Annotated in this window: 11 protein-coding genes and 1 other RNA gene; 10 read left to right on the plus strand and 2 right to left on the minus strand. The window is 68.3% G+C overall.

Going from position 1 to position 14,323, the window contains the following annotated elements; all coding sequences use genetic code 11:
* Position 1: 1 nt before the first annotated feature.
* On the minus strand, positions 2 to 1,369 hold the full coding sequence (locus tag N787_RS04250; protein WP_034210992.1) for a glutamine synthetase family protein: 1,368 nt from the start codon (positions 1,367 to 1,369) through the stop codon (positions 2 to 4).
* Positions 1,370 to 1,494: 125 nt separating this feature from the next.
* Here N787_RS04250 and N787_RS04255 point away from each other — a divergent pair, with 125 nt between their 5' ends.
* The 9 genes from N787_RS04255 (at position 1,495) to N787_RS04295 (ending at position 11,194) form a co-directional block, all read left to right on the plus strand.
* A complete protein-coding gene (locus N787_RS04255; RefSeq protein WP_034210993.1) occupies positions 1,495 to 2,250 on the plus strand; it encodes a gamma-glutamyl-gamma-aminobutyrate hydrolase family protein in 756 nt (251 codons plus the stop codon).
* A gap of 3 nt (positions 2,251 to 2,253) precedes the next feature.
* Positions 2,254 to 3,639: a glutamine synthetase family protein gene (locus tag N787_RS04260; RefSeq protein WP_034210994.1), complete on the plus strand. Its 1,386-nt coding sequence runs from the start codon at positions 2,254 to 2,256 to the stop codon at positions 3,637 to 3,639.
* A gap of 10 nt (positions 3,640 to 3,649) precedes the next feature.
* Positions 3,650 to 5,023, plus strand: a complete 1,374-nt coding sequence (locus N787_RS04265) for an aspartate aminotransferase family protein (RefSeq protein ID WP_034210995.1) — start codon at positions 3,650 to 3,652, stop codon at positions 5,021 to 5,023.
* A gap of 103 nt (positions 5,024 to 5,126) precedes the next feature.
* Positions 5,127 to 6,269 (plus strand): extracellular solute-binding protein, encoded by a 1,143-nt coding sequence (locus tag N787_RS04270; RefSeq protein ID WP_084590614.1) that lies wholly within the window; start codon positions 5,127 to 5,129, stop codon positions 6,267 to 6,269.
* A 26-nt stretch (positions 6,270 to 6,295) separates the two neighbouring features.
* Positions 6,296 to 7,441 carry an ABC transporter ATP-binding protein gene (locus N787_RS04275; RefSeq protein WP_052575116.1) on the plus strand — a complete coding sequence of 382 codons (1,146 nt, stop codon included), beginning with the start codon at positions 6,296 to 6,298 and terminating at the stop codon, positions 7,439 to 7,441.
* On the plus strand, positions 7,438 to 8,355 hold the full coding sequence (locus N787_RS04280; protein ID WP_034210996.1) for an ABC transporter permease subunit: 918 nt from the start codon (positions 7,438 to 7,440) through the stop codon (positions 8,353 to 8,355). The genes N787_RS04275 and N787_RS04280 overlap by 4 nt, the downstream gene beginning before the upstream one ends.
* Complete coding sequence (locus N787_RS04285; protein WP_034210997.1) at positions 8,352 to 9,194, plus strand: ABC transporter permease subunit; 843 nt, start codon at positions 8,352 to 8,354, stop codon at positions 9,192 to 9,194. Before N787_RS04280 ends, N787_RS04285 begins: the two co-directional genes overlap by 4 nt.
* Positions 9,195 to 9,198: 4 nt before the next feature.
* Positions 9,199 to 10,557 carry an NAD-dependent succinate-semialdehyde dehydrogenase gene (locus N787_RS04290; protein ID WP_034210998.1) on the plus strand — a complete coding sequence of 453 codons (1,359 nt, stop codon included), beginning with the start codon at positions 9,199 to 9,201 and terminating at the stop codon, positions 10,555 to 10,557.
* An 88-nt stretch (positions 10,558 to 10,645) separates the two neighbouring features.
* Positions 10,646 to 11,194 carry an efflux RND transporter periplasmic adaptor subunit gene (locus N787_RS04295; protein WP_156968894.1) on the plus strand — a complete coding sequence of 183 codons (549 nt, stop codon included), beginning with the start codon at positions 10,646 to 10,648 and terminating at the stop codon, positions 11,192 to 11,194.
* A gap of 53 nt (positions 11,195 to 11,247) precedes the next feature.
* Here N787_RS04295 and ssrA read toward each other — a convergent pair.
* Positions 11,248 to 11,599, minus strand: a transfer-messenger RNA (tmRNA) gene (ssrA, locus tag N787_RS14625).
* A gap of 255 nt (positions 11,600 to 11,854) precedes the next feature.
* On the opposite strand from ssrA, the gene N787_RS04300 reads away from it, so the two are divergent.
* Complete coding sequence (locus N787_RS04300; RefSeq protein ID WP_052575118.1) at positions 11,855 to 14,323, plus strand: sensor domain-containing protein; 2,469 nt, start codon at positions 11,855 to 11,857, stop codon at positions 14,321 to 14,323.

The following is a 14,323-nucleotide window of genomic DNA, read 5'->3' on the forward strand; positions in this document are numbered from 1 at the left end:
GTCAGACCGTCCGCAGGTACCAGTCGTACTCGAGCGTGGTCACTTCCCGGCAGAAGCTGCGCAGTTCCTTGAGCTTCTGCTGGCCGTAGATGTGCCGGAACGACTCGCCGAAGTGCCGGGCCGCGAACTCGCTGCCCTGGAAATCGCGGATCGTGTCGTGCCAGAACAGCTCGCGGTGCTCGGTCTGCTCGTAGGCATTGCCCACGACCGGCGCACCCGGGTCGCCCTGGTCGTCCAGGCCCTGCAGGATGCCGGCCAGCACCGCGGCCGTGACCAGGTAGGGATTGGCGTCGGCGCCGGCGATGCGGTGCTCGATGCGGGTGTTGGCCGGGTCGCTGTGCGGCACGCGCATCGCCACCGTGCGGTTGTTGAAGCCCCAGGCGTCGTTCAGCGGCACGAAAGCGTTGAGCACGAAACGGCGGTAGCTGTTGGCGTGCGGCGCGAACAGCAGCATGCAGTCGCGGCTGGCCTTCTGCAGCCCGGCCACGGCGTGGCGCAGGGTGGCCGAGGGCGTGGCCGGGTCGCAGGCGAAGAGGTTGTTGCCGGCGGCGTCGAGCACGCTGACGTGGATGTGGGTGCCGCTGCCGGCCTGGTCCACGAAGGGCTTGGCCATGAAGCTGGCGATCATGCCCTGTTCCTCGGCGGTGGCCTTGATCGCACGGCGCAGCAGCAGCGCGTCGTCGCAGGCGGCCACGGCGTCGGCGCGGTGCTTGAGGTTGATCTCGAACTGGCCGGGCGCGTACTCGGCCACCGCGGTGTCGGCCGGGATGCCCTGCGCGGCGCAGGCGTCGGCGACGGCGTCGGTGAAGGCCTGGTAGTCGTTCAGGTCCTGCATGTAATAGACCTGCGTGCTGCGGTTGCGCTCGCCGGTGGCCGGGTTGACCGAGGTCTGCGGGCGGCCGTCGTGGGTCAGTTCGGCGTCCAGCAGGTAGAACTCCAGCTCCACGGCGACGACGGGCGTCAGGCCGCGTTCCTTGAAGCGAGCAACCACGCGCTTGAGCACTTCGCGCGGGTTGGCCTCGAACAGGCCGCCGCGGCCGTCCTCCATCTGCAGCAGCAGCTGCGCCATCGGGCGATGCTGCCACGGGATCGGGCGCAGGCTGCCCGGCACCGGACGGCAAATCCGGTCCTCGTCGCCGATGTCATAGCCCAGTCCGGTTTCCTCGACCGTGTTGCCGGTGATGTCGGTGGCGACCAGGGACATCGGCAGGCAGACGCCGTCGCGGTAGACCTTGTCCAGCGCGTCGCGGGTGATGCGCTTGCCGCGCAGCAGGCCGTTCATGTCGGGCAGCAGCAGGTCGATCTGCTCGCAGTCCGGGATCTGCGCGAGGACGTCGGCGTCGGCCGACGGGAGGTAGGAGGAGGTCATGGGACGGGCATCCGCTGGGGTCGGCGGAGTCTAGCATTCCGCCTGAAGCTGTAAAAAATAATCATCCCCTGTTGATGAAATCAAACGCCCGGAGTAAGGTCGGGCATCCCCTTGTGAGGCGTCCCATGCGTCAGTCCCCGCTGGTCGGCCTGCCTTCGGACCGCAAACAGATCGGGCCCCATCCGTTCCAGGCGGTGGGCGAGAAATACCTCCGCGCGGTCGTCGACGGCGCCGGCTGCCTGCCGCTCATGATCCCGTCGCTGTCGCCGCCGCTGGACCTGCGGGCGGTGCTGGCCCATCTCGACGGCCTGCTGCTCACCGGTGCCTACAGCAACATCGAGCCGCACCACTACTCGGACGAACCCAGCTGGGACGGCAACCCGCATGACCCGGCCCGCGACGCCACCACGCTGGGCATCGTGCCGCTGGCGATCGAAATGGGCGTGCCCGTGCTGGCGCTGTGCCGCGGCTGCCAGGAAGTGAACGTGGCGCTGGGCGGCACGCTGTACCAGAAGGTGCACGAGCAGCCCGGCCTGGACGACCACCGCGAGAACCCCGACGACCCGCTGGACGCGCAATACGCGCCCTCGCACCCGATCGACCTGGCGCCGGGCGGCCTGCTCGCGCGCATCGCCGGCGCGCCGGTCGCGCACGTCAATTCCCTGCACGGCCAGGGGCTGCGCACGCTGGGCCGCGGGCTGGTGGTGGAAGCCACCGCGCGCGACGGGCTGGTGGAGGCGGTGCGACTCGATGACCCGGGGCCCTTCCTGCTCGCGGTGCAGTGGCACCCGGAGTGGAGGGTCGGCGAGAATCCCTTCTACCTGGGCATCTTCCAAGCCTTCGCGGCCGCCTGCCGCGAACGCGCCAAGCAAAGAACCTAGCCTATGTCGAAGAAGAAAGAGCCCAAGCAGACCCCCGAGGAACAGCAGGAGAGCACGCTCAAGCGCTGGCTCAAGGAGCGCCGGATCACCGAGGTCGAGTGCCTGGTGCCGGACATCACCGGCAACGCCCGCGGCAAGATCATCCCGGCCGCCAAGTTCTCGCACGATTACGGCACCCGCCTGCCCGAGGGCATCTTCGCCACCACCGTCACCGGCGAATACCCCGACAACTACGACGACCTGGTGTCGCCGTCCGATTCGGACATGCAGCTGCGGCCCGATGCCGACACCGTGCGCATGGTGCCCTGGGCCACCGACCCGACCGCGCAGGTGATCCACGACTGCTACACCAAGGAAGGCAAGCGCCACGAGCTGGCGCCGCGCAACGTGCTGCGGCGCGTGCTCGACCTCTACGACGGCCTCGGCCTGCAGCCGGTGATCGCGCCCGAGCTGGAGTTCTTCCTGGTCCAGCGCAACACCGACCCGGACTTCCCGCTGCAGCCGCCCGCCGGCCGCAACGGCCGCCCCGAGACCGCGCGGCAGTCGTACTCCATCGACGCGGTGAACGAGTTCGACCCCATCCTCGACCTGATGTACGACTACTGCGAGGCGATGGAGCTGGACGTGGACACGCTGATCCACGAGTCCGGCGCCGCCCAGCTGGAGGTCAATTTCGAGCACGCCGACCCGATGTCGCGCGCCGACCAGGTCTTCCTGTTCAAGCGCACCATGCGCGAGGCGGCTATGCGCCACGGCATCTACGCCACCTTCCTGGCCAAGCCGATGGAGAACGAGCCGGGCAGCTCGATGCACATCCACCAGAGCCTGGTGGACGCGCGGACCGGCAAGAACGTGTTCGCGGGTGCGCGCAAGGGCGTGCACAGCGAGCTGTTCATGCACTACCTCGGCGGCCTGCAGAAGTACGTGCCGGCGGCGATGGCCATCTTCGGGCCGAACGTGAATTCCTACCGGCGCCTGGCCTTCGGTGAAGTCTCGCCAAAGAACGTGCAGTGGGGCTACGACAACCGCACCTGCGGCCTGCGCGTGCCGCTGGACACGCCCGAGAACACCCGCGTGGAAAGCCGCTTCGCCGGCTCCGACGTCAATCCCTACCTGGCGCTGGCCGCGACCCTGGCCTGCGGCTACCTCGGCATCGTCGAGAAGCTCGAGCCCACCGCGCCGATGGCCGGCAGCGCCCACGCCAAGGGCTACGACCTGCCGCGCTCGCTGGAGGAGGCCATCGTGCTGCTGCGCAAGTGCAAGCCGCTGCGCGGGCTGCTGGGCGAGCGCTTCGTCAAGGCCTACACCTCGGTGAAGGAAAAGGAACACCAGACTTATTTGCGCGTCATCAGCTCGTGGGAACGGGAGTTCCTGCTGCTGAACGTCTAAAGGAGTGAGCATGGAATCGATCGACACCCGCAGCCTGCAGCAGCTCGACGCCGCGCACCACCTGCACCCGTTCAACGACAACGCCGCGCTGGCCAAGAAGGGCACCCGCATCCTGACCCGGGGCGAGGGCTGCTACGTCTGGGATTCCGAAGGCAACCAGCTGCTCGACGCCTTCGCCGGCCTGTGGTGCGTGAACATCGGCTACGGTCGCCGCGAGCTGGGCGAGGCGGCGTCGAGGCAGATGACGCAGCTGGCCTACTACAACAGCTTCTTCGGCTGCACCACCGAGCCCACGGTGCGCCTGGCCGCCAAGCTGGCCGAGCTGTGCCCGGGCGACCTCAACCACGCCTTCTTCTCCAACTCGGGCTCCGAGGCCAACGACACCATCCTGCGCCTGGTGCGGCATTACTGGGCGGTGCAGGGCGAGCCGCAGAAGAACATCGTCATCGGCCGGCACAACGGCTACCACGGCTCCACCGTGGCCGGCGCCAGCCTCGGCGGCATGAAGGGCATGCACAAGCAGGGCGGCCTGCCGATCCCGGACATCCACCACATCGACCCGCCGTTCTGGTTCGCCGACGGCGGCGACATGGACGAGGAAACCTACGGCCGGCACTGCGCGCAGCGGCTGGAGGACAAGATCCTGGAACTCGGCGCCGACCGCGTCGCCGCCTTCATCGGCGAGCCGATCATGGGCGCCATCGGCGTCTACATCCCGCCGAAGAACTACTGGAAGGAGATCGAGCGCATCTGCCGCAAGCACGACGTGCTGCTGATCGCCGACGAAGTGATCTGCGGCTTCGGCCGCACCGGCGAGTGGTTCGCCGCCGACTACTTCGGCTTCCAGCCCGACATCATGACCCTGGCCAAGGGCATCACCAGCGGCTACATCCCGCTGGGCGCGGCCATGTTCAGCGACCGCATCGCCAAGGTGCTGCATGAAAAGGGCGGCGAACTGGCGCACGGCTACACCTACTCCGGCCACCCGGTCTGCGCCGCGGTGGCGCTGGAAAACATCCGCATCCTGCAGGACGAGAAGATCGTCGACACCTGCCGCACCGACACCGGGCCGTATCTTGCGAAGAAGTGGAAGCAGCTCGGCGAGCACCCGCTGGTCGGCGAGGCCCGCATCGCCGGCATGGTCGGCGCGCTCGAGCTGGTGCCGTCCAAGCCCTCGCGCGCCTTCTTCGAGGACCGCGGCCGGGTGGGGCAGCTGTGCCGCGACATCGCGCTGAAGAACGGCCTGATCCTGCGCGCCACCTATGATTCGATGCTGCTCTCGCCGCCGCTCGTCATCAGCCGCGCGCAGGTGGATGAACTCGCCGAGAAGGCCTGGAAATCGCTCGACATGACCGCCCGCGAGCTGGGCATGCCGACGGGCTGATCCGCCCGGCCCGCGCGGGGAGGCGCGGGCGGGGCGCGTGTGTATGATGCTTTTCGTGGTTCGACCGCCGTCCAACGTTTCATTCACCGACTTGGGGGAAGAGATGACGCACCGACTGACCGCACTCACCGCACTTGTCCTCGCCGGCCTGGCCGCCGGCTGCGCCCGCGACGCCGGCACCGATGCCCCGGCCGGCGCAGAGCCCGCGCCCGCCCAGCCCGCCAAGGTCCTGAACGTCTACAACTGGTCGGACTACATCGCCGAGGACACCATCGCCAACTTCGAGAAGGAGACTGGCATCAAGGTCACCTACGACGTGTTCGACTCGAACGAGGTGCTCGAGGCCAAGCTGATGTCGGGCAACACCGGCTACGACATCGTGGTGCCGTCGCTGACCTTCCTCTCGCGCCAGGTCCAGGCCGGCGTGTTCCAGGAGCTCGACCGGTCGCGCCTGTCCAACTACGCCAACCTCGATCCGGAGTTCATGGCGCTGCTGGCGCAGAACGACCCGGGCAACGCCCACGCCGTGCCCTACCTGTGGGGCACCACCGGCATCGGCTACAACGTCGCCAAGGTGCGCGAGGCGCTGGGCGAGGATGCGCCGGTCGATAGCTGGGCGCTGGTGTTCGAGCCGGAGAACCTCGCCAAGCTCAAGGGCTGCGGCGTCGCCTTCCTCGACACGCCCTCCGAGATCATCCCGCCGGTGCTGCGCTACCTGGGCGAGGAGCCCAACAGCTTCGACGAGGCCGTGATCCAGAAGGCCGTGGACCGCCTGGCCGAGCTGCGGCCCAGCATCACCTACTTCCATTCCTCGCAGTACATCAACGACCTGGCCAACGGCGACATCTGCGTCACCATCGGCTGGTCGGGCGACATCATCCAGGCCCAGGCCCGCGCCGACGAGGCCGGCAAGGGCGTCGAGATCAGCTACGTGATCCCGAAGGAGGGCGCGCCGATGTGGTTCGACATGCTGGCCATCCCCAAGGGCGCCCGCAACGTCGACAACGCCTACCTGTTCCTCGACTACCTGATGCGCCCCGAGGTGATGGCCGGCGTGCAGAACTACGTCGCCTACGCCAGCGCCAACCAGGCCGCGCTGCCGATGGTGGACGAGGCCATCCTCAACGACCCGGGCATCTACCCGACCGAGGAAGCCAAGAAGGGCCTGTTCACGCTGGCGGTGCTGCCGCCGGAAGTGGACCGCCTGTTCACCCGCCACTGGACCACGCTCAAGACCGGCCAGTAAGCGGCCCCGCAACCGGAAAACCACGCATGGCAGCAGTACCCAACGGCGGGTCCCCCGGCGCGCCGAGGCTGGAAAAGCTCGGCGCCGACGACTACCTCCGGATCGAGACGGTGCGCAAGGAGTTCGACGGCTTCGTGGCCGTCGACGACGTCAGCCTGACCATCCGGCAGGGCGAGATCTTCGCCCTGCTGGGCGCCTCGGGCTGCGGCAAGTCCACCCTGCTGCGGGTGCTGGCGGGCTTCGAGAAGCCGACCAAGGGCCGGGTGGTGCTTGATGGCCAGGACATCACGGAGCTGCCGCCCTACGAGCGGCCGATCAACATGATGTTCCAGTCCTACGCGCTGTTCCCGCACATGACGGTCGAGCAGAACATCGCCTTCGGCCTGAAGCAGGACGGCATGCCGAAGGCCAACATCGCCCGCCGCGTGCAGGAGATGCTGGCGCTGGTGCAGATGGAGAAGTTCGCCCGGCGCAAGCCGCACCAGCTCTCCGGCGGCCAGCAGCAGCGCGTGGCGCTGGCGCGGTCGCTGGCCAAGAGCCCCAAGCTGCTGCTGCTCGACGAGCCGATGGGCGCGCTGGACAAGAAGCTGCGCTCGCAGATGCAGCTCGAGCTGGTGAACATCGTCGAGCGCCTGGGCGTCACCTGCGTGATGGTGACGCACGACCAGGAAGAGGCCATGACCATGGCCCACCGCATCGCCATCATGGACGCCGGCTGGATCCGGCAGCTGGGCACGCCCGACGAGATCTACGAGCAGCCCAGCTGCCGCTTCACCGCCGAGTTCATCGGCTCGGTGAACCTGATCGAGGGCAAGATCAAGGACGACGAGAAGGACTTCATCACCATCGCCAGCCCGGCGCTCGACTGCCTGGCCTACGTCGGCCACGGCGTCACCGGCTTCGAAGGCCAGGACGTGGCGCTGGCGCTGCGGCCCGAGAAGATCCAGGTCAGCGCCGAGGAGCCGGCCCAGCCGCACAACAAGGTGCGCGGCATCATCGAGGAGATCGCCTACTTCGGCAGCCACTCGGTGTTCCACGTGCGCCTGCCCGGCGGCACCAAGATCCTGGCCAACATGATCAACAGCCAGCGCTGGGCCAGCGAGAAGTTCACCTGGAACGACGCCGTCTGGCTGAGCTGGGACGACCAGGCCGGCGTGGTGCTGACCTCGTGAGCAAGCTCCTGCGCTCGCTCCGCAAGCGGCTGCCCGGCCCGCGCTGGCTGGTGATCGCGGTGCCCTATCTGTGGATGCTGCTGTTCTTCGCCATCCCGTTCGCGATCGCGCTCAAGATCAGCGTCGCCAGCGCGGCCATCGCCATGCCGCCCTACACCGACCTGTTCACCTGGACCGGCGACAAGCTGCAGGTGACGCTCAACGCCGGCAACTACCTGTACCTGGTGCGCGACAGCCTGTACGTCAACGCCTACCTGAGCTCGCTCAAGATCGCGGTGATCTCCACCTTCCTGTGCCTGCTGGTGGGCTACCCGATCGCCTACGCCATCGCGCGGATGTCGCCGGCCAACCGCAACATCGCCCTGATGCTGGTGATCCTGCCGTCCTGGACCTCGTTCCTGATCCGCATCTACGCCTGGGTCGGCATCCTCAAGAACAACGGCCTGCTCAACAACTTCCTGATCAATATCGGGCTGATCGACCAGCCGCTGCAGATCCTGCACACGCCGGTGGCGGTTTACATCGGCATCGTCTACGCCTACCTGCCGTTCATGGTGCTGCCGCTGTACGCCAACCTGGTCAAGCACGATTTCCGGCTGATCGAGGCCGCCAACGACCTCGGCGCCCGGCCCTGGAAGGCCTTCCTCACGGTCACGCTGCCGCTGTCGAAGGCCGGCATCATCGCCGGCGCGATGCTGGTGCTGATCCCGGTGGTGGGCGAGTTCGTGATCCCGGAGATGCTGGGCGGCGCCGACACGCTGATGATCGGCCGGGTGCTGTGGCAGGAGTTCTTCAACAACCGCGACTGGCCGGTGGCCTCGGCGGTGGCGATCGTGATGCTGGTGCTGCTGATCGTGCCCATCACCATCTTCCACCGCTACCAGTCGAGGGAAATGGAGTCGCGGCTGTCATGAACCAGGGCAAGAACTCGAAGTTCACCCTGGCGATGCTCGTGCTCGGCTTCGTCTTCCTGTACGCGCCCATCCTCAGCCTGATCATCTACTCGTTCAACGAGTCGCGGCTGGTGACGGTGTGGTCGGGCTTCTCGGTGAAGTGGTACGTCGAGCTGTTCCGCGACCAGCAGATGATGGACGCGGCCTGGGTGAGCGTGCAGGTAGCGTTCTGGACCGCCTGCGCCTCGGTGGTGCTGGGCACGCTGGCGGCGATGATCATGACCCGCTTCCGCGACTTCCCGGGCAAGACGATCTTCGGCGGCCTGATCACCGCGCCGCTGGTGATGCCCGAGGTCATCACCGGCCTGTCGATCCTGCTGCTGTTCGTCTCGATCGGGCCGATCATCGGCATCGGCGAGCAGCGCGGCATGCTCACCATCTGGATCGCCCACGTCACCTTCTGCATGGCCTTCGTGACCGTGGTCATCAGCTCGCGGCTGGGCGAGCTGGATCGCTCGCTGGAGGAAGCGGCGATGGACCTAGGCGCGAACCGCATCAAGGTCTTCTTCGTGATCACGCTGCCGATCATCGCGCCGGCGCTGATCTCGGGCTGGCTGCTGGCGTTCACGCTGTCGCTGGACGACCTGGTGATCGCCAGCTTCGTGTCGGGCCCGTCCTCGACCACGCTGCCGATGAAGGTATTCTCCTCGGTGCGGCTGGGCGTGAGCCCGAAGATCAATGCGCTGGCGTCGCTGATGATCCTCGCGGTCACGGTGGCGGCGGTGATCGGCTGGTGGGTGATGACCCGCGAGGACAAGAAGCGCCAGCGCGACATGCAGCTGGCCCTGCAGAAAGGATGAGGCCATGAGCGTTGAGAACCGCGACCCCTGGACCGGCGAAGTCCGCCGGCATGCCAAGCAGTCGGCCGCGGAGGTCGAGCGCGTGCTGGCGGCGGCCGACAAGGCGTTCCCGGGCTGGGCCCGGCTCGGCGTGGCGCGCCGCGGGGACGGCCTGCGCAAGGTGGCGGCCGCGCTGCGCGCCCGCAAGGACGGCATCGCCACGGTCATGACCGCCGAGATGGGCAAGCTGCGGCGCGAGGCCCTCACCGAGATCGAGAAGTCGGCGGCCGCCTGCGAGTACTACGCCGACCACGCCGCCCGTTATCTCGAGGACACCGCGGTGCGCACCGAGGCCAAGCGCAGCTTCGTCAGCTACGAGCCGATCGGCCCCGTGCTGGCGGTGATGCCCTGGAACTTCCCGGTCTGGCAGGTCTTCCGCTTCCTCGCCCCGTGCCTGATGGCGGGCAACGTGGCCCTGCTCAAGCACGCCACCAACGTGCCGCGCTGCGCCGACGTCATCAAGGCCGTGCTCGACGAGGCCGGTATTCCCGCGGGCGTGTTCGGCGTGCTGCACATCGACAACGAGCAGGCCGCCGCCGTGATCGGCGACCCGCGGGTCAAGGCCGTCAGCCTGACCGGCAGCGAGCGGGCGGGGCGCTCGGTCGCCGCGACGGCCGGCCAGCACCTCAAGAAATGCGTGCTCGAGCTGGGCGGCAGCGATCCCTTCGTGGTGCTCGAAGACGCCGACCTCGACAAGGCGGTGCCGGCGGCGGTGCAGTCGCGCTTCGGCAACGCCGGGCAGACCTGCATCGCGGCCAAGCGCTTCATCGTGGTCGCCGCGATCGCCGAGGAGTTCGTGCGCCGCTTCACCGAGGCCAGCGCGAAGCTGGCGGTGGGCGACCCGAACGACGACGCCACCGGCCTGGCGCCCATGGCCCGCGCCGACCTGCGCGACGAACTGCACAAGCAGGTCGAGGCCAGCCTGGCGGCGGGCGCGAAAGCCGCGCTGGGCTGCGCGCCCGGGGCAGGGGACACGCACTATCCGGCGTCGATCCTGGACCACGTGCGGCCCGGCATGCCCGCCTACGACCAGGAGCTGTTCGGCCCCGTGGCCAGCATCCTGCGCGCGAAGGACGAGGCCGAGGCGGTCGCGATGGCCAACGACACCGCCTTCGGCCTCGGCGCCAGCGTCTGGACCCAGGACCGCGATCGCGGCGAGGCGGTGGCCCGGAAGATCGTGGCCGGCGCCTGCTTCGTCAACGCCATCGTCCGCAGCGACGTGCGGCTGCCCTTCGGCGGCACCAAGGCCTCGGGCTTCGGCCGCGAGCTGGCCGAGCACGGCATCCACGAGTTCACCAACATCAAGACCGTGTACGTGGACTGAGCCCGTCGCGCCGGCGTGAAAACCGGCTAGACTCCCGGCACCGGCTTGGTTCGTTGGGGGCGACCTGCCAATTCACCGGAGTAGGGGCTTGGACAAGAATTCGACGCGGCGTTCGGCCGCACTCATCCTGATGCTGGCGCTGTGCGCCGGTGCCACCCACGCGCAGTCGCCGGCCGGGTCCCCCGAGGACCTGGCCCGGGTGCAGGCGCAGCTGCAGGAGGCCGCCACCGCCGTGGCCGCCGCCAAGGAGGCCCTGGCCCGCGGCCAGGCCCAGCTGGCCACCGCCCGCGCCAACCTCGAGGCCGCCGAGCAGGCCCGCGACGAAGCCGAGCAGAAGCTGGCCCGCACCGAAGCCGCCGCCGCCCGCGGCCGCCTCACCCGCAACCAGGTCGACCGCGACCGCAAGCTGGCCGAGTCCGCCTCGGCCGCCGTCAACGCCGTCCGCATCGAGATCCAGGCCGCCGAAGCCGACATCACCGCCAGTCAGGAAACCCTGATGGCCGCCAAGTCCGCCGTGGACGCCGCCAGCGCCAGCGCCGCGGCTTACCTCGGTGACGCGCCGGCCGCCGATGACGCGGCCAGCGCCGAACCGGCCGCGGAGGCCGGGCAGGCCGCCGAGACCTCGCCAGCGGAATAAACCTTCGCGGGCGCAGAAACGACAACGCCGCCCAAGGGCGGCGTTGTCGTGTTTGGTGGAGGTGGGGGGAGTTGAACCCCCGTCCGAGAGCACGCCATCTCCGGTACTACATGCTTAGCTCGTTGTTGGTTCTCGTACGACGGCAACACAACGTGCGAGGCACACCGTCGTCCACACCCGCTAAGTTCACTACCGGTTGGCGGGTCGCCGCCGGCAGCTGTTCCGTGATAATGACCCTACATCCACGAGCACGGGCACAAGTGGGTTCGGGGCTTACGCCTTAAGCGGCGAGAGCGTAGTTGTCGTCGTTGGCAACTAAAGTTTGCTGCTGGATTAACGAGGAAAGCGGCCCCCTCGGCATGCACCAGTCGACTTTGCAACCCCCGTCGAAGCCAGGACACCCCCGGAAACGTTGGGAACACATCGATCAACCGACGGGGCAAGTATGGGGGTGCCGCGCGGGCGCCACAAGCCGCGGGCCGCGCCGCCTTCAGCCGGGGTTGTCGCGGGTGCCGGCCCGGCGGCAGCGCGGCCCGACCAGGGACCGCGAACGGCGTCACGGCGGCGCGTCGCCGTTGTGCTAGCTTGGCGTCAAGGGCGTGTGAACGATGCGGCCAGAAAGACCGTGTGGCGCCCCACTCAAGGGACCGGGAGGTCCTGATGCACGCGCTCGAGATGCAGGCAGTCGTCGACGCGCTAAGCGAGGGCGTGGTCCTGGCAGACCTCGACCGGCGCATCCAGTTCGTCAACTCGTCCTTTTCCCGGATCACCGGCTATCCGCCGGCGGAGGCGGTGGGCCAGCCCTGCGGCTTCATGCAGGGCCCCGACACCGACCCCGCCGCTATCGCCGCGATGGGGCAGGCGCTGGCGCAGGGCGAACGGTTCCAGGGCCAGCTGCTCAACTACCGCCGTGATGGCCAGCGCTTCTGGAACGAGGTCAGCATCGTCCCGATTCGCGACGCCGACGATCGCCCCAGCGGCTACTTCGGCATCGTCCGCGACGTCAGCGAGCAGCGAAAGCTGGAGGCGGACTTCCAGGCGCTGGAACAGCACGGCCAGTACCTGCTCGACCATGCCCAGGCCGGCATCGTGCTGCACCGGGCCACTACCGAGATCGTCTACGCCAACCGGCTGGCCTGCGAACTACTGGGCGTCGGCCCCGACAACATCATCGGCGCCATCAACACCGATCCGCGCTGGGGCTTCATCGATAACGCCGGGCAACGAATGGCGATCGACGACTACCCGGTCAACGCCGCGGTCCGCAGCCGAGGCGTCGTCAGCAACCTGGTGATCGGCATCCATCGCGTCAGCGACCGCAAGCTGGTCTGGCTGATGTGCACGGCGTATCCGAAGCTGGACGGCGAGGGCGTGCCCACCCACGTGCTGGTCACCTTCACCGACGTCACCGAGCTCAAGCAGGCCCAGGATGCGCTGGGCCGATCAGAGGAGCGGCTGCAGCTTGTCCTGCGCGGCAGCACCGACGCGGCTTGGGACTGGGACCTGCGCAGCGACGAACTCTATTATTCGCCCCGCTGGAGGCAGATGCTGGGTTATGGGGACGGTGAGTTGCCCGTGGATTCGGCGCTCTGGCGCCGGCTCTGCCATCCGCGCGACCGTGGCCACGTCGGCGCATTCCTCGAGGAAGTCCTGGCCGGTCCGCAAACCAGCTACGAAGTCGAGTTCCGGCTACGGCACAGGCGCGGCCACTACGTGCCCGTGCTTTCGCGTGGCTTCGTGCTGCGCGACGGAAAGGGCAAGGCGGTCCGCATTTCCGGCACCAATACCGACCTGACCGAGCGCAAGCGAGCCCAGCGGGAGATCCAGAAGCTGGCGTACTACGACAACCTCACCGGCCTGCCCAATCGCCAGCTGTTGATGGATCTGCTGGGCACGGCCGTGGCGACCAGCCAGCGCACGCACCAGCGGGGCGCACTGATGTTCATCGACCTCGATGACTTCAAGACCTTCAACGACACCCAGGGCCACGCGGCCGGCGATGCGCTGCTGAGGATGGTCGCGCGCCGGCTGAAGCAGTGCGTGCGCGCCAGCGACGTGGTGGCCCGTCTCGGCGGCGACGAGTTCGTGGTGGTGCTGCAGGGCTTGGGCGAGGATGCGGCGGGAGCGCTCCTGATCGCCGAGGGCGTGGCCCGCAACATCCGGCTCGCGCTTACCCGGCCGTTCCGGGTCGCCAAGCGCATCCACCATCGCACGCTGAGCATCGGCATCGCCCTGTTCGAGGACGTGCCGATGGCGGCCGACAGCGTGCTACGCCACGCCGACCTGGCCATGTACCAGGCCAAGGCCGCCGGCCGGAACACGCTGCGCTTCTTCGACCAGGAGATGCAGCGCGTCGCCGACGAACGGATCGCCCTGGAGAGCGACCTGAGGCAGGCCCTGGCGCTGCGCCAGCTCAGCCTGCACGCGCAGCCGCAGGTGGACCTGGACGGGCGCGTCATCGGGGCCGAGCTGCTGATGCGCTGGCAGCACCCGACGCGCGGTTGGGTCTCGCCGGCCGTATTCATTCCCGTCGCCGAGTCCACGGGCGCCATCCTGGCGCTGGGCCGCTGGGTGATCGATTCGGCCTGCCACACCCTCGCGCAGTGGCGCCGGGATCCGGTGCTCTCGGGGGTGGCCCTCTCGGTCAACGTCAGCGTCCGCCAGTTCAGCGATCCCGACTTCCTGCCCCAGGTGCTGGCCATGCTGGAGCGGTCCCAGGTCGCCCCGGGCCGGCTCAAGGTCGAGATCACCGAGTCGCTGTTCGCCGAAGACATGGCGATGGTGGTGGACAGGATGGAGGCGCTGCGTGACGCCGGCGTGCGTCTGTCGATCGACGATTTCGGCACCGGCTATTCGTCGCTGGGCTACCTGAGCCGGATGCCGATGGACGAGCTCAAGATCGACCGCTCCTTCGTCGACCAGGCCCTGCTCAGCGAAAGCGACGCCGCCATCGTCCAGATCATCATCGCCCTGGCCAGCAACCTGGGCCTGGCGGTGGTGGCGGAAGGCGTGGAAACCGAGGTCCAGCGCGAGTTCCTCGCCGAGCGAGGCTGCCGGGTTTTCCAGGGCTATTTGTTCGGCAGGCCCGTGCCGCTGCCGGCCTTCGAGGCCTGGGTGCGCGCGCGCTGA

Origin of the sequence: Arenimonas metalli CF5-1 (genome assembly GCF_000747155.1) — a bacterium.
GTDB lineage: Bacteria > Pseudomonadota > Gammaproteobacteria > Xanthomonadales > Xanthomonadaceae > Arenimonas > Arenimonas metalli.

What these genes read in the sequence shown, in the direction of transcription:
- N787_RS04250 (WP_034210992.1), bottom strand. Translation starts at nt 1,369, where the DNA reads ATGACCTCCTCCTACCTCCCGTCGGCCGACGCCGACGTCCTCGCGCAG.
- N787_RS04255 (WP_034210993.1), top strand. Translation starts at nt 1,495, where the DNA reads ATGCGTCAGTCCCCGCTGGTCGGCCTGCCTTCGGACCGCAAACAGATC.
- N787_RS04260 (WP_034210994.1), top strand. Translation starts at nt 2,254, where the DNA reads ATGTCGAAGAAGAAAGAGCCCAAGCAGACCCCCGAGGAACAGCAGGAG.
- N787_RS04265 (WP_034210995.1), top strand. Translation starts at nt 3,650, where the DNA reads ATGGAATCGATCGACACCCGCAGCCTGCAGCAGCTCGACGCCGCGCAC.
- N787_RS04270 (WP_084590614.1), top strand. Translation starts at nt 5,127, where the DNA reads ATGACGCACCGACTGACCGCACTCACCGCACTTGTCCTCGCCGGCCTG.
- N787_RS04275 (WP_052575116.1), top strand. Translation starts at nt 6,296, where the DNA reads ATGGCAGCAGTACCCAACGGCGGGTCCCCCGGCGCGCCGAGGCTGGAA.
- N787_RS04285 (WP_034210997.1), top strand. Translation starts at nt 8,352, where the DNA reads ATGAACCAGGGCAAGAACTCGAAGTTCACCCTGGCGATGCTCGTGCTC.
- N787_RS04290 (WP_034210998.1), top strand. Translation starts at nt 9,199, where the DNA reads ATGAGCGTTGAGAACCGCGACCCCTGGACCGGCGAAGTCCGCCGGCAT.
- N787_RS04300 (WP_052575118.1), top strand. Translation starts at nt 11,855, where the DNA reads ATGCACGCGCTCGAGATGCAGGCAGTCGTCGACGCGCTAAGCGAGGGC.